The following is a 13648-nucleotide window of genomic DNA, read 5'->3' on the forward strand; positions in this document are numbered from 1 at the left end:
GCTGTCGCTGTGACGGTCGGCGAGGCGGCGGGCGACTGCGCCCCCCACTCTTGCAACAGCACCAAGCCAACTACCGCCCCGGCGAAGACGGCCCACTGCGCTGGCAAGGTTGTTCGCTACGAACCTGCCTCTGTGCCCCCGCAGCTGGTTGCTCGCTGCCTATGGAGAAGAGGTCGACGGTCGAGATGTCGCCGTACCGGCTCTTCAGTTAATTCAGCCGGTCACGGTCCAAGGAGCCGGTGCCGATCCCGACCCAGTCGAACGACGTCCTGATGCAGACGGCGCTGGACCAAAAGAAGATGGCGAAATTCAAGACCCTCAAGGGAAAGCGCGTCACGGTGACCGAAACTCTGTTTCCCGCGCACATGGGACACCACTTCACGGGGGGGCCTGGTGCAGCCGACCTCAATCATCGCGGTCAAGCAACCAGCGCAAGCGATTACCTGATGACAGAATTTGGCCGAGGATCACGGTAGGGACGCCCATTGCTGGAGGCCCCTACCGTAATCCTCAGTCTGAAGCAGACCTCGGCAAGCGGCGGCTGCGCATATGCATGCGCTACGCCGTCAGCCTGTGCTCGGTAATACGGCCGCTCGCGGAAGCGTAGCGCCGCGCTCGGCTCACAGCGTTTTCTCGATCAGCGCCCCCTTGAAGAGCACCGGCCCGGTCGGACCGCCCTCGCCGGGCACGCCGCCGCGCGGCTCGAGGCTCACGGCCAGTGCCGGCACCGCACGCATATCGGCCTCGTGCGCAGGCAGGCTCAGGGTCCGGTCGCGGCCCAGCACACCGAGCGAGCGCGGCGCGCCGCCCGGGGGCAGGGCCCACAGCTGCAGCGATTTGTCCTCGCCCTCGCGGTAGTTGCCGAGGCGCTGCAGCAGCAGCCGCTGCTTCTTCGGATCGAAGGTCACCAGCATGGATGCGCTGGCGGAGTCATCCGACAGCACTGCCACGTACTGCTCGGCCGGCGCGTTGCGCAGCTGCTCGCCAAACCGGAGCCCGACCACCGTGGCGATCACGGCCGCCGCGACGCCGGCGGCCGCCGCGCCACGCCACAGCGCGAGGTTGCGCAGCCAGCCGCCGCGCGCCGGTACCGATTCCGGTGCCGGTGCCGCAGCGGCGATGCGCTGGCGTCCGATGGCCTGCTGCTGTTGCTCGGCCGCGATCAGATTGCGGATACGTGTCCAGACGACAGGGTCGGGCGCCACGGGTTGCTGCAATTCCGCCATGCTGGCCAGGCGGCTCTGCCAAGCCAGCGCGGCGGCGCGCACCGGCGCCTGCTCGCGCGCCAAGGTCTCGAAGCGGCGGCGCGCGGCAGCGCGCAGCGTGCCCAGCGCATAGCTTGCGGCCAGTAGTTCCAGCAGTTCGGGATGGGCGGAAAACTTCATGGCGATGCCCCTCTCATGTGAACTGCTGCATGCAGCTGCGCAGCTTCTCGAGCCCGCGCCGGATCCAGGTCTTGACCGTGCCCAGCGGCAGCTTGAGTTGCCCGGCCAGCTCGCTGTGGCTGAGTTCGCGCAGGTAGGCCAGGCTCAGCACCTCGCGCTGGCCGTCCTCGAGCCGGCTCAGGCACTGGTGCAGCGCCCAGGCCTGTTCGCTGGCATCGGTGGTGTCCATCGGGTTCGCGGCGCTGGATTCGAATGTCTCGGCCATCTGCTCGTCGAACTCCTGCGTCAAATGCGCCCGGTCGGCGCTGCGGCGCCTCAACAAGTCAAGCGATCGGCTGCGCACGATCAGTCCCATCCAGGCCAGCGGCGGGCTCAGCGTGCTGCGGTAGTCGCCGGCTACGCGCCAGATCGTGAGGAAGGACTCCTGCAGCACGTCCTCGGCCCATTCGCGCTGGCGCAGCACGCGCATCGCCAAGCCGAATAGCTTGGGCGAGGTCCGCTCGTAGAGCAGGCGCAGCGCGTTTTCGTCCCGGCGGCCTACAAGGTCGATGAGTGCCATCAGTTCGGCGTCGGGGCTGGAGTCGGGCATGGGCGGATTGTGGCGCATCGGTTGTCACAAGGAGCCATACGACGCAGAACGGCGAACGGATTCAGCGTGCACCGGAAAGTTGAATCCGATCGGGACCGCGCTGCGTAGAGGGACGGGGCCGCGCGTTCGCGAACGAACCAGAGCGACCGCCGGGTCATCCCGCATCACAACCCTGAAAGGCAAATCATGACGATCCTTCACACCCTCGGCGTTCTCGCCGCCGCCATCAGCCTGGCCGCATGCGCAGGCACCGGCATGGACAAGTCGATGGTCTATTCGCAAGCCGGCCTGCCGGACGCGGTCATGGTGCCCGCCGGCCATCGCGTCGCATTGGAAACCGTGGGCGCCGGCGACATCACCTACGAATGCCGCGCCAAGGCGAACGCACCCGGACAGCACGAATGGGTCTTCGTGGGGCCCGATGCCAAGCTGATGGACCGCAGCGGCAAGCAGATCGGCAAGTACTTCGGGCCGCCGGCCACCTGGCAGAGCATGGACGGCTCGAAGCTTACGGGCGCGCAGGTCGCCGTCGCACCGAACGGCAACGGCAACATTCCCTACCAGCTCGTGAAGGCCAACCCGGCCATGGGCAACGGCGCCATGCAGGGCGTCAGCTACATCCAGCGCGTCGCGACGCGGGGCGGCACCGCGCCGGCGATGGCCTGCGGCGCGTCCTCAATGGGCCAGAAGCAGGTGGTCCAGTACCAGGCCGACTACATCTTCTACCGGCCCATGTAACAAGCCCCCAGCGCAGGCTGCGGGTGCAGGACGACTTCGCTTCGTCCTTGCACCGGCTCTCCTTGCTTACTTGGGCAGCAGTACCTTGTCGACCACGTGGATCACGCCGTTCGACTGGTAGACATCGGCGGTGCTCACGGTGGCCCAGCCGCCCTTCTCGTCGCCGACCATGATCTTGCCGCCGCTTTCCTTGGCGGTGAGCGTGCCGCCGGCCGCGGTCTTCAGTGTGGCCAAGCCCTTGCCGTCCATGATCTGGCCGCCCAGTGCGGCGGCGTCGAGCTTGCCGGGCACCACGTGGTAGGTCAGCACGGCGGCCAGCTTGGTCTTGTTCTCGGGTTTGAGCAGCGAGTCGACGGTGCCGGCAGGCAGGGCAGCGAAGGCCGCGTTCGTCGGCGCGAACACCGTGAACGGACCCGGGCCCTTAAGGGTCTCGACCAGGCCGGCTGCCTTGACCGCGGCGACCAAGGTGGTGTGGTCCTTCGAATTGACGGCGTTGTCGATGATGTCCTTGGTCGCGAACATCGGCGCACCGCCGACCATGACCTGCGCGGAGACAAGGGTGGACCCGGCCGCGATGGCAACGGCCAGGGTGATGGAGGCAAGGCGGTGGAATTGGTTGCGCATGATGGAAGGCTCCTGTGGTTTGAACCGATGCCGGAATGGCGGCGGCAACTGTCCATACGGCAGCCGTGCCCGATCGGATTCGCGGGGCCCTATTTGTTTTCGGTCTCCCTGCTACACCTGCCGCATCGCGGATGATCATGGGCACCGCGCGCGGATCGGGTATTGCGCCGAAGCCTTGGGATGAGGAGCACCGAACGCGGAACGAGCGTGAGGGACAGGTTGGTCGACGTGATCGGCGACAACGTCGGTTGCGTGCCGCGCGGCGGCGGGCTCACCGATTCATCGCTGACGGCGCGCCGCGTGGGCGAGCTGCGGCTCGGCGTCTACGCGGCGCCGTGCTACCTGGAGCGCGCCGGAACGCCCGTGCACCAGAGCGAGATCGAAGACGCCCGCCACCGCATCGCGGGCTACCTGAGCACGCGCAGCGGCAAGGTCGCCGCACTGCGCACGCAGCGGGGCGCCAAGCACATCGAACTGCAGGGCCGCCATGTGGTCGCGGTCGACGACGGCAATGCCTACCTCGCGGCCGGCGTGGCGGGCATGGGCATCCTCTGGCTGCCGCATGACATGGCCGCGCCCCACGTGGCCCAGCGCGAAGCTGCGGGTGTTCATCGACTGGATCGACGAGCTGATGGCGCGCCATGCGCCGATTGCGGCGCTGGGGAAGGCGTGAATCACTCCGGTGACCGGTCGCGCCACGCCTTCAGGATCATCGTCTCGATGTCATGCACTTCGCGCCCGACCGCCGCAGCCACGGCTTCCCGGTACGGCGGCATGTTCGTGCATTCGAGCACGATGCGCTCGACGCAGGGGAAGGCCTGCACCAGATGCACGGCCGCTTCGACGACATTGCGCTGCGCCTCGGCCAGGTCGAGCACGGTGTCGTTGTCCAGGATGCGGCGATGGAATTCGCAGCCCGGGCGCACGCCCATGACCGGCGTTCCCGCGGGCACGCCGGCAGCCTGCAGGATCTGCGGCGTCAGCGATTGCGCGTCGAAGGTGACGATGCCCGGCTGGACGCAGTGCCGCACCTGCAGCAGGCTCGAGGTCAGCACCGGCACGGGCACCGCCTGGGAAAGAACGTCCTGGTAGGCGGCCAGGAAACCGCAGCTGGTGGTGATCATCGACGCACCTTCCGCCACCAGCCGCACCGCGGCGTCGACGAAGGGCTGGACCAGGCGTGGATCGGCTTCTTCGACGATGCGCCTGGGTGACGCACCTTCCACCGCGAGAAAGCGCACCGGGATGCCGGCGCGCGCATAGGTCTGCGGATTGCCGACATCGCCCGGCGGCCGCGGAAAGCGCGTGTCGAGCATCAGCACACCAAGAAAACCAGGCGCAGCGGCATTCATGTCAAACAAAACTCAGGAGACCGAGGGAAGGGCGCTGCGCCGGTCGATCTTCCGGCTCAGGACGATCGAGGTCTGCGTCTGGTTGATGCCGTCCAGTTGGCCGAGCTGGTCGAGCAGGACATCGAGCTTTTCCGGCGTGTCGCAGCGCAGGAACACCATGTAGTCGAACTGGCCGCTCACGGCCGAAAGCTCCTCGACTTCGGGCACGCGCTCGAGCGCCCGGATCACCGCGGGCGCATTCTTGGCGTTGACGCTGAGCCCGCAGATCGCGCGAACGGCCGCATGCTCGAGCTTGTGGCCCAGGCGCACGCCGTAGCCGGCCACGATGCCTTCGCGCTCGAGCCGCGCAATGCGCGCGACCACAGTGGTGCGCGCGATCTTGAGTTTTCGCGCCAGATTGGCGGCGGGCTCCCTGGCATTGGCCTGGAGCAGGCTCAGCAGGTGCCGGTCGAGGTCGTCAAGTCTTCCGTCCATCGCGTTGTCTCATGAAGTTCTGGAGTTTCACCGGCATGCTACGGCAGTGCGGCCCAGCCGCGGCCGTCGTGCAGGGAAAGCTCGATGTGCGCATCCAGCAGCGCGTCGACGCAATGCAGGTTGACATTGACCTCCTCGGGGGCCGATCGCGGATGGCAGTGCGTATGAATGCCGCACATGCTGCAGAAGAGATGGCGTGCGCGCATCGTCCCGAAGCGGTAGCTCGACAGCTGCTGCGCGCCCGCGAGCAGGTGGAAGTTCCCGGCCGGCACGCGGTGGTGCAGTGCCGCCTTGCGCACGCAATAGCTGCAGTTGCAGCTCACGCCCTTGTGCGAAGCCAGCAAGAATTCGAAGCGCACCGCGCCGCAGTGGCAGTGCCCCTGCTGCCATGCACCGGCTTCTGCGGGAGCAGCCTCGCCGCCCACTAGGCGATGACGGCGGCGGCAACGGCGGGCTCGGACGCGCCGGCGGACGCCTTGAAGCGGCCGAGGAACGCGCGCGTCGACTCCTGCTGCGGGTTGTCGATGACGATGCCGGGCGGCCCGCACTCCGCGACGACGCCGTCGCGCATGAAGATCACCTGGTCCGCCACTTCGCGCGCAAAGCCGATCTCATGGGTGACCAGGATCATGGTCATGCCTTCCTTCGCGAGGCCCTTGATGACGGTCAGCACTTCTCCGACGAGCTCGGGGTCGAGCGCCGAGGTGGCCTCGTCGAACAGCATGACGCTCGGTTTCATGGCCAGTGCGCGGGCAATGGCCACGCGCTGCTTCTGCCCGCCCGAGAGCTTGTCGGGGTAGTAGTCGGCGCGCTCGAGCAAGCCCACCTTCTGCAGCAGCGCCCGGGCCTCGGCCGCGGCCTGCGCCTTCGGCGTCTTGAGCACCGTGACCGGGCCTTCCATGACGTTCTGCAGCGCGGTCATGTGGGGGAACAGGTTGAAGTGCTGGAACACCATCCCGGTGGAGGCGCGGAACTTCGCGAGCTTGCGCTCGCTCGGCAGCGCGGTGTCGCGTCCGCTGAACTGGATCGCCTGGTCGCCCACGGCGATGCGTCCGCCGTCCGGGACCGTCAGCAGGTTGATGCAGCGAAGCAGCGTGGATTTGCCGGAGCCCGAAGGCCCGATCATCGCGACAACCTGGCCACGTTCGATCTTCAGCGAGATGTCCTTGAGGACCACGTGGGCGCCGAAGGACTTTCGAAGGCCTGCGATCTCGATCACGGTGGGTGTCGTCATGTCAGGCTTCCCTGGCAACGCCGTATTCCATGCGCTTGGCCCAGATCGTGATGGGCAGCAGCACGGCGAAATAGGCAATCGCGATGAAAGTGTAGAGCTCCAGCGGTCGGTAGGTGTCGTGCGCGATCACCTGGCCCTGGTACAGCAGGTCGGGCACGGCCAGCACCGAGAGCAGCGAAGTGTTCTTCAGCTGCATGATCGACTGGCTCATCAGCGGCGGCACCATCTTCTTGAACGCCTGCGGCAGCAGGATGCGGCGAAGCAGCTGCAGGCGCGTCATGCCCAGCGCCTTGCCGGCTTCGGTCTGGCCGGACTCGATCGAGATGATCCCGCCGCGCACGATCTCGGAATAGAACGCGCCGCCATAGAGCGTCAGGCACAGGGTGGCGGCGGCCGTGGCCGAGAGCTCGAGACCGGTGAGCACGGGCAGCGCGTAGTAGAACCACACGAGCTGCACCAGCACCGGTGTGCACCGGAACACCTCGATGTAGGCGCGCAGCGGCGCGGTGATGTACGGGTTGGTGGACAGGCGCCCCAGGCCAGTGACCACGCCCACCAGCAGCCCGAGCACCACGCAGACCACCGTGAAGAGCAGCGTATAGAGCAATCCGCTGATGAGCAGCGAGCGGTACTTCCAGAGCACCGCGAAGTCCCAGTCGTAGCCGGCGGAGGCCGCGCTTGCGCCGGCGAAGTGCTTGACCAGCGCCCAGGCACCGGCCAGCGCGAGAACCACCATCAGGGCCATGCCCAGGCGAGAGCGCGAGCGGGGCGCCCCCTGCGATTCGGCGTATTCCATGGCCCGGGCTCAGAACTTGATTTCGGAAGGGAAGGCGCTGGCGGGAACGCCGGCGAGTTTTTCCATGTTCTTCAGGATCACGCTGCGGACCTCGCCCTTGGCGCGAACTTCGCCCAGCCAGGCATTGACGGCCGCCTGCATGGCCGGATCGGCTTCCTTGCGCAGGCCGATGCTCACGGGAGCGGTGTAGATCGGGGTGGGGATCTGCATCACGCCCACGTTGGCGCGCTTGGCCAGCAGCGGCTGCGCCAGCAGGATCACCAGGATCTGGCAGTCGGCGCGGCCGGCCTGCAGCGCGAGCGTTGCGGAGCCCGAGTTCTCCAGCCGCTGGACGTCGGCCTTCGGGAGGATGCGCGTGGCGAGCTGGTCATGGCTCGAGCCCACGTCGACCACGATCTTGTTCTCGGGCGCGTTCAGCTGCTCCCAGGTCTTGGTCGGAAAGCCCTTCTTGCACACGGCGGTGTAGGTGTTGTCGAACAGCGTGTCGGAGAAGTTCACGACCTCCTTGCGCGCCGGCGTCGGCGCCATGCCGAACATCGCGTCGATCTTGTTCGACTGCAGGTCGAGCACCGCGTTGCCCCAGGTCGTTTCCACGTATTCGACCTTGGCGCCGAACTTCCTGGCCAGGCTCTCGGAGAAGTCGGGCCCGAAGCCTTCCCACTTGCCCGTGACCAGATCCTTGCTGAAGTACGGAATGGCCCCGGCGATCGCGCCCACCCGCAGGACCTTGGTCCGTTGGACGCGGGTCATCGAGCTTTCCGGCTCCTGGGCGAGGCTGAGGGTGAGGGTGCATGCGCTCGTCAGCGCGAGGAGGGTGCGAAGGATCGCTCGTTTTGTAGTCATGGGGTCTCCAAGCAAAAAGCTCGCCATTTGAATAGGAAGGAAGGCTTCGACTCGCGAATGAAGTCTAGGAGCCATGATAGTCACGAGCAATGCGGCAGTTCGTCAGGATCGCGCGAAGTTTTCGTCATACCGTCACCGCGGGCATGCGAAACGACCATTTCCGTTGGGCGGCGCCTGAATGTCCTGGTCGCACATGGGCACGACCGGGGTGCCAGATCGGTGCACTCCGTCTTGTTCGGGTGCGGATGCGCTGGCGGCTTCAGCCCAGGAAGCGTGAAGGCCGGAACGGCGCGGGATCGAAGGCGCAGGCTTCGCCGGCCATCATCGCGCCAAGGAGCGCGGCCGTGCCCGGGGCGGTGTTGAAGCCGATGTGCTGGTGGCCGAATGCGAGCCAAAGGCCTGGGCGGCCCGGGCATTCGCCGATGACCGGCCGGCTGTCCGGCAGCGTGGGGCGGCTGCCGAGCCAGGCTTCCTTGTCAAGGCGCGCCTCGAGCGGAAACGCCTCGCGTGCGGCGCGCTCCGCCAGATCGAGCTGCGCGAGGTTTTTGGGTGCCTCGCGGTCGGCCAGCTGCACGCCGGTGGACAGGCGCAGGCCCTGTTCCATCGGCGACAGCACATAGCCGCCGCCGGTGTCGTAGACCGGCCGACCGAGCATGGCCCCGCCGGCAGCGCGGTAGTGCATGTGGTAGCCGCGCTCGTACGCCATCGGCACCGACAGGCCCAGGGCCTTCTTCGCGAACTCCCGGGTCCACGGCCCCAGCGCGAGCACGATGCGCGAGGCCTCGTGGCGCGTGCCGCCGTCTTCGCTCAGCTGCCAGGCATCGCCTGCTTCCGAGCGGCGCAGTCCGCCGATCGATGCCTGCCGGATGCGGCCGCCGCGCGCAACAAAAAGCCTGGCATAGGCTTCGACCACCTGGCCCGGGCTGTCCACCGACGCCGTGTCCTGGATCCAGAGCGCGCGCGGGAACAGCGGCTTCAGATGCGGCTCCAGCTGCGCGAGTTCTTGCGCATCGAGCAGCTGCGTGGCGATGCCGAACTTCTTGAAGGTGTCCCGCGAGAGTTGGCTGCCGAGAAAGCCTTCCTCGCTGCGATAGAGAAAGAGCCACCCGTTCGTGCGCAGGCGGTGCGCCGCGCCCGCTTCGCCCAGCAGCCGCAGGTGCTGCGCTGTCGAAAGCCGGATCAGTGCATCGAGCGCCGCGGTCGTTTCATGAAAGACTGCCGCGCGCGTGTTGGCCAGGAACTTCAGCGCCCACGGCAGGTTCTTCGCGAGGAAAAGCGGGTTGTAGCGAAAGCCCGCGGCGTTGTTCTTCAGCAGCCTGGGAAGCGAGGACCACAACCCCGGATGGTTGAACGGCATCAGCGAGCTGCGAGCGATCACGCCGGCATTGCCGTAGGAGGTTTCGCGGCCCGGCGCGGCGCGGTCGAAGACCGTCACGTCGAAACCCCGCCGCTGGAGCTCGAGGGCACACGACACGCCGACGATTCCGGCGCCGAGCACGGCAACAGTGTTCTTCATTCAGGCCAATCGGTTCATTCGCCGAAAAGTCTATCGTGAACCGTTGGCGCCGCGATCCGATCTACAGATAGGCCACGTCTTCCGGCGCGAGTGCCAGCGGATCGAGCTTCTTTTTCGCGAGCCAGGAATACACGGGCGGCACGCGGTCCGCGAGCGATTCGATGTGGATGTCGATGAGGCAGGGGCCGTCGTAGGCGAAGGCTTCATCGAGCGCCTGCATCAGTTCGCCGGGCGTGGCGGCCGTCCAGGCCTTGATGTCGAAGGCCTCGGCAATGGCCTGGCCGCGCGGCGGCAGGAAGTCCACGCCGAAGCATTCATCGTGGCCCTTGAGCCGGTGCAACCCCTTGATCCAGCCGAAGCAGCCGTTGTTGAAGAGCATCAGCAGCGCCGGCACCTTCTTGCGAACCAGCGTCTCGAACTCGCCGACGGCCATGTTGAAAGAGCCGTCGCCGAACATGCCGATCGGCCGGCGCGTCTTGTCGGCATACCAGGCGCCGACCACCGCGGGAATCGCCGAGCCCAGGCCGCCGAAGGCGCGCGGTATCACGAAGCGCGTGCGGCGGTCGCCGATGCGCAGGAAGCGCGTCATGTAGGGAGTGGGCGTGCCGGCATCCGAAAGAATGTGCACGGCCTGGCCGTACTTCTCGAGCTGCCTGCCGAACTCGCGCACCACGCGCTCGGGCCGCAGCGGCACGTCGTCCAGCGAGAGCACGCCCTCGGCGTGGTCCCAGAAGTTTGCGCGGTAGGCATTCAGGTGGTCGACCCAGGGCGTGTGCTTCGATCCATCGAAATCGACGGGCGCTTCGCTCAGGATCTGCGTGAGGACCAGCCGCGCGTCCGCGGCGATCGACAGCAGGTTCTCGTAGTTGTTGGCGAGGCGCTCGGGGTTGATGTCGATCTGCACGACGCGCTTGTTGAGCGTCGACTTGGGGAAGGTCCAGCCCACGGTGACGACGGAGCCCATGCGCGAGCCGACGAAGATCACCAGGTCCGATTCCTCGAGCGCGCGGTTGGCATGCGGATGAAAGCCGTTGTCGCCGATGACGCCGATGGCCAGGAGGTGGTCGTCGGGCAGCGCGCCCTGGCCCGTGATCGTGTTGACCACGGGCACGTTGAGCTTCGCGGCCACCTCGGTGAGCGCACTGCCGGCGCAGGAGCGGTTCACGCCGCCGCCCGCGACGAACAGCGGCTTCGAGGCTTTCCGCAGCAGGGCGAAAAGCTCGCCCACCTTGCCGGGCGCGGGCGCCATCGGAAAGGCCGGGAAGGTCCTGCATTCGGGCTCGGCGTGCAGCGAGATGGCATCGGGGTCGATCTCCGCCAGCAGCATGTCTTCCGGAATCTGCAGGTGCACGGCGCCGGGCGTGCCGGAGCAGGCCACGCGGAATGCGCGGCGAACGATCTCGGGGAGCTTCTCGGGCGACTTCACCTGCACCGACATTTTCGTGACGGGCTCGAACAGCCTGGCGCAGTCGAGCTCGGTGATCATGCCGCGGCCCTCGCCCGGCAAGGGCAGGTCGATGGTCAGCAGGATGACCGGCACCGAAGACGCATTCGATTCGGCCAGCGGGGGCAGCGAATACATCGCGCCGGCGCCCGAGGGGCATTCGAAAATGCCGGGCTTGTCGGTCAGCCGCGCGTAGGCGTCGGCCATGTAGCCGGCCGAGCGCTCGTCGCGGGCCATGACATGCTCGATGTCGCCCTGGCGGCGCTGCAGCGCCTCGTAGAACGGCACGTTGGTGTCGCCGGGCACACCAAAGAGCACGTCGACGCCGTAGTTGATCAACATCTGCACGAGCACGTCTGCACCACGCATGGCAAAACTCCAGTCCGGGTTCAAAAGGAAAGAGAGACAGGGCCGGGCGGGGGCCTTGCGCGCCCCGGCCTCGGCTTGCGCGAAGCGCTCAGGCTTCGGCGAGTTCCGGCCGCGAAGGGCTGGAGGCGCTCACGCCGAGTCCCTGGTAGTAGTGGCCCACGCGGGTCGAGAGAAAGGCCTCGAGCGGCACCTGCTCCTGCCCGACGAAGCCGGCGCGGGGCAGCGTGCCCTGCTGCAGTAGCTCGAACACGCCGACCACGCCGGCGGCCGTCGTGAGCTCGATGGCGGTGCGGTCCTTGCCGCGAAGCCTGGCGCCGAACACGCGGCCCAGGCGGGTTTCCTGTTCGAACCGGCCGCCGCGCATGCCCGAGGCCGAGGCGAACACGATGACCACGTCTTCGCGGCTGTGCGGCACCGCATGTTCGAGCACCTGGCGCAGCAGGTCGCGGCGCTCGATCAGGCGCAGGTCGTGCAAGAGGAAGTTCATCGCATCGCGGTGGCCCGGATAGCGGATGGTCTTGTAGTCGAGGTTGCGCACCTTGCCGCGCAGCGTCTCGCAGAGGGTGCCCAGTCCGCCCGAGGTGTTGAAGGCTTCGAAGGCTTCCGCATCGAGCGTGAAGGTCTCATGGCCCTCCAGCGGCTGCACCGACACGACCTGGCCGTTCACGATCGCATCGCAGGCGTTGCAGTATTCGTTGATGACGCCGTCGATGCTCCAGGTGAAGTTGTAGCGCAGGCTGTTGGTGGCATTGCGCGTGAGCGCGCCGACGCGCAGGCGCAGGTCGTAGAGCTCGTCGAAGTGCCCCGCCAGGTGGCCGCCGAGCATGCCGATCACGCCGGGCGCCAGGCCGCTTTGCGGCATCAGCACCGACGTGGCTTCATGGGACAGCTGGCGGATCGCATGCGTGGCCGCCACGTCTTCCGTGAGGTCGAAGTAGTGCACGCCCAGTCGCGCCGCCTGCGTGGCCACGCGCGCCGCCAGGAAGAACGGCAGCGCGTTGATGACCACGGTGTGCGAGGCCAGTTCGCCGGCCAGCGCCGCCTCGTCCTCGACGTTCAGCGTGATCTGCCGCACCAGCGGATCATTGGACGGCGTGCCGGTGCGCTGGTCGGCCAGCGTCACCGGGATGCGGTGGTATTCGGCGATCATGTCCGCCACCGTGCTGCCCACCTTGCCCGCACCCAGCACCAGAACATTCTTGACTTGCAGCTTCGACATTTTGTTTCTCCAGAAAGGAGCTCAGGCTCCATGGAGAAAATGTAGAAGCGAAGGCTGGCAGGCGGTAGAGAGCAGAACGGCGAAGGCGCGGTTCGTTTCGCCGTTTCGACGAAGGCGCGTGACGTTTCGAAGGCCTCAGGCCTCGGGCCGTCCGCGGTGCAGCATCAATCCCGGCGCATCGAGCTGCGCCGTCAGGATGTTCCCGTGCGTGGAATCGGTCACGTAGAGCGTGCTGCGGTCCTTGCCCCCGAAGGCAAGGTTGGTCGTGGAAGCCCCCGCCGGTCCCCGAAGCACGACGACCGGCTCGGCACGGGCGTTCAGCAGCCAGACGTAGCCCAGGCCCGGGTTGGCGACGATCACGCGCCCTTTTGCATCGACCGCCAGGCCATCAGGGCCGCTCGGGCCGTACGAGGTGAAGAACTGGCTCACCTTGGCGACGCTGCCGTCGGCCAGCAGCGGCACGCGCCAGACGCCGTTGCCGCGCGTCACCGCGAGGTAGAGCAGCCTGCCGTCGGGCGAGAGCGCCACGCCGTTCGGGCTGGGCACGTTGCCCAGCAGCAGGTCGAGCTGGCCGTCGGGCCGCAGCCGGTAGAGGCGGCCCGTGGGATCGTGCAGCCCGGTCTGGCCCTGGTCGGTGAAGTAGATGTTTCCCTGCGCGTCCAGCACCAGGTCGTTCACGCCCTTGAAGCGCTCGGTGTTGCGCCGCTGCAGGTGAGGCGTGACGGCACCGGTGCGCGCGTCGACGCGCATCAGGCCGTTCTTGTAGTCGGTGACGAGCAGCGTGTGCGCGTCCAGGAACTTCATGCCGTTGGGCTCGCCGTCGTATTCGGCCACGAGCGTCCATGCGCCGGCCGGGTCGATGCGAAGGATGCGTCCGAACGGGATGTCGGCCACGTACAGGTTGCCGGCATCGTCGAACACCGGCCCTTCGAGAAATGAGTCGGTGGCCTGGCCGCCCCGGTTGGCGTCGGCCCAGGCGCTGGGTTCGCGCCGGCGCAAGTCATCAGGCATGCGCGTGAACACTTCGAGGTCTCGAACTTCGGGGGGCTGAAGAAGGAACAAGGG

General features: G+C 67.2%; 15 protein-coding genes and 1 pseudogene. 3 read left to right on the forward strand and 13 right to left on the reverse strand.

The window, feature by feature from the left end; genetic code table 11:
* Positions 1-239 precede the first annotated feature (239 nt).
* A complete protein-coding gene (locus tag FB547_RS16820; protein ID WP_145744126.1) occupies positions 240-476 on the forward strand; it encodes a DUF4431 domain-containing protein in 237 nt (78 codons plus the stop codon).
* Between the two features lie 144 nt (positions 477-620).
* Here FB547_RS16820 and FB547_RS16825 read toward each other — a convergent pair whose 3' ends face one another.
* Together FB547_RS16825 and FB547_RS16830 are read right to left on the reverse strand one after the other, a co-directional pair.
* Positions 621-1385, reverse strand: a complete 765-nt coding sequence (locus tag FB547_RS16825) for an anti-sigma factor domain-containing protein (protein WP_145744127.1) — start codon at positions 1383-1385, stop codon at positions 621-623.
* Positions 1386-1398: 13 nt separating this feature from the next.
* Positions 1399-1974 (reverse strand): RNA polymerase sigma factor, encoded by a 576-nt coding sequence (locus tag FB547_RS16830; protein WP_370878903.1) that lies wholly within the window; start codon positions 1972-1974, stop codon positions 1399-1401.
* A gap of 186 nt (positions 1975-2160) precedes the next feature.
* On the opposite strand from FB547_RS16830, the gene FB547_RS16835 reads away from it, so the two are divergent.
* Positions 2161-2712 (forward strand): DUF3455 domain-containing protein, encoded by a 552-nt coding sequence (locus FB547_RS16835; protein WP_145744131.1) that lies wholly within the window; start codon positions 2161-2163, stop codon positions 2710-2712.
* Between the two features lie 66 nt (positions 2713-2778).
* Here the strand turns inward: FB547_RS16835 and FB547_RS16840 are convergent, their stop codons facing one another.
* Entirely contained in the window at positions 2779-3336 is a 558-nt protein-coding gene (locus FB547_RS16840) for a fasciclin domain-containing protein (RefSeq protein WP_145744133.1), read from the reverse strand.
* Positions 3337-3543: 207 nt separating this feature from the next.
* Between FB547_RS16840 and FB547_RS16845 the strand changes: the two are divergent.
* Positions 3544-4009 (forward strand): annotated as a pseudogene (locus FB547_RS16845) (LysR substrate-binding domain-containing protein); the annotation flags it as partial.
* A 1-nt stretch (position 4010) separates the two neighbouring features.
* On the opposite strand, the gene FB547_RS16850 reads toward FB547_RS16845, so the two are convergent.
* The 10 genes from FB547_RS16850 to FB547_RS16895 all read right to left on the reverse strand — a co-directional run bounded on the left by FB547_RS16850 (position 4011) and on the right by FB547_RS16895 (position 13645).
* Positions 4011-4688: an aspartate/glutamate racemase family protein gene (locus tag FB547_RS16850; RefSeq protein WP_145744135.1), complete on the reverse strand. Its 678-nt coding sequence runs from the start codon at positions 4686-4688 to the stop codon at positions 4011-4013.
* Positions 4689-4700: 12 nt separating this feature from the next.
* Entirely contained in the window at positions 4701-5162 is a 462-nt protein-coding gene (locus tag FB547_RS16855; RefSeq protein WP_047787395.1) for an Lrp/AsnC family transcriptional regulator, read from the reverse strand.
* 38 nt (positions 5163-5200) lie between these two features.
* Positions 5201-5521 carry a GFA family protein gene (locus FB547_RS16860; RefSeq protein ID WP_261380312.1) on the reverse strand — a complete coding sequence of 107 codons (321 nt, stop codon included), beginning with the start codon at positions 5519-5521 and terminating at the stop codon, positions 5201-5203.
* Positions 5522-5586: 65 nt separating this feature from the next.
* Entirely contained in the window at positions 5587-6396 is an 810-nt protein-coding gene (locus FB547_RS16865; RefSeq protein ID WP_145744138.1) for an amino acid ABC transporter ATP-binding protein, read from the reverse strand.
* 1 nt (position 6397) lies between these two features.
* Positions 6398-7192: an amino acid ABC transporter permease gene (locus FB547_RS16870; protein WP_145744140.1), complete on the reverse strand. Its 795-nt coding sequence runs from the start codon at positions 7190-7192 to the stop codon at positions 6398-6400.
* A gap of 9 nt (positions 7193-7201) precedes the next feature.
* Positions 7202-8035 (reverse strand): transporter substrate-binding domain-containing protein, encoded by an 834-nt coding sequence (locus FB547_RS16875; RefSeq protein WP_145744142.1) that lies wholly within the window; start codon positions 8033-8035, stop codon positions 7202-7204.
* Positions 8036-8294: 259 nt separating this feature from the next.
* On the reverse strand, positions 8295-9551 hold the full coding sequence (locus FB547_RS16880; protein ID WP_145744144.1) for an NAD(P)/FAD-dependent oxidoreductase: 1257 nt from the start codon (positions 9549-9551) through the stop codon (positions 8295-8297).
* 61 nt (positions 9552-9612) lie between these two features.
* Positions 9613-11364: a thiamine pyrophosphate-binding protein gene (locus FB547_RS16885; RefSeq protein ID WP_145744146.1), complete on the reverse strand. Its 1752-nt coding sequence runs from the start codon at positions 11362-11364 to the stop codon at positions 9613-9615.
* 88 nt (positions 11365-11452) lie between these two features.
* A complete protein-coding gene (locus FB547_RS16890; RefSeq protein ID WP_145744148.1) occupies positions 11453-12583 on the reverse strand; it encodes a saccharopine dehydrogenase family protein in 1131 nt (376 codons plus the stop codon).
* A gap of 135 nt (positions 12584-12718) precedes the next feature.
* The gene (locus FB547_RS16895) at positions 12719-13645 is read right to left on the reverse strand and encodes an SMP-30/gluconolactonase/LRE family protein (protein ID WP_145744150.1); all 927 of its coding nucleotides are present in this window, start codon (positions 13643-13645) and stop codon (positions 12719-12721) included.
* Between the last annotated feature and the right edge of the window lie 3 nt (positions 13646-13648).

Source organism: Variovorax beijingensis (genome assembly GCF_007828835.1).
Classification (GTDB): Bacteria; Pseudomonadota; Gammaproteobacteria; order Burkholderiales; family Burkholderiaceae_C; genus Variovorax; species Variovorax beijingensis_A.

Excerpts from the sequence above, each read along its gene's own strand:
- FB547_RS16835 (WP_145744131.1), top strand. The coding sequence starts at position 2,161 with ATGACGATCCTTCACACCCTCGGCGTTCTCGCCGCCGCCATCAGCCTG.
- FB547_RS16850 (WP_145744135.1), bottom strand. The coding sequence starts at position 4,688 with ATGAATGCCGCTGCGCCTGGTTTTCTTGGTGTGCTGATGCTCGACACG.
- FB547_RS16875 (WP_145744142.1), bottom strand. The coding sequence starts at position 8,035 with ATGACTACAAAACGAGCGATCCTTCGCACCCTCCTCGCGCTGACGAGC.
- FB547_RS16840 (WP_145744133.1), bottom strand. The coding sequence starts at position 3,336 with ATGCGCAACCAATTCCACCGCCTTGCCTCCATCACCCTGGCCGTTGCC.
- FB547_RS16825 (WP_145744127.1), bottom strand. The coding sequence starts at position 1,385 with ATGAAGTTTTCCGCCCATCCCGAACTGCTGGAACTACTGGCCGCAAGC.
- FB547_RS16865 (WP_145744138.1), bottom strand. The coding sequence starts at position 6,396 with ATGACGACACCCACCGTGATCGAGATCGCAGGCCTTCGAAAGTCCTTC.
- FB547_RS16855 (WP_047787395.1), bottom strand. The coding sequence starts at position 5,162 with ATGGACGGAAGACTTGACGACCTCGACCGGCACCTGCTGAGCCTGCTC.
- FB547_RS16870 (WP_145744140.1), bottom strand. The coding sequence starts at position 7,192 with ATGGAATACGCCGAATCGCAGGGGGCGCCCCGCTCGCGCTCTCGCCTG.
- FB547_RS16830 (WP_370878903.1), bottom strand. The coding sequence starts at position 1,974 with ATGCCCGACTCCAGCCCCGACGCCGAACTGATGGCACTCATCGACCTT.
- FB547_RS16885 (WP_145744146.1), bottom strand. The coding sequence starts at position 11,364 with ATGCGTGGTGCAGACGTGCTCGTGCAGATGTTGATCAACTACGGCGTC.
- FB547_RS16890 (WP_145744148.1), bottom strand. The coding sequence starts at position 12,583 with ATGTCGAAGCTGCAAGTCAAGAATGTTCTGGTGCTGGGTGCGGGCAAG.
- FB547_RS16880 (WP_145744144.1), bottom strand. The coding sequence starts at position 9,551 with ATGAAGAACACTGTTGCCGTGCTCGGCGCCGGAATCGTCGGCGTGTCG.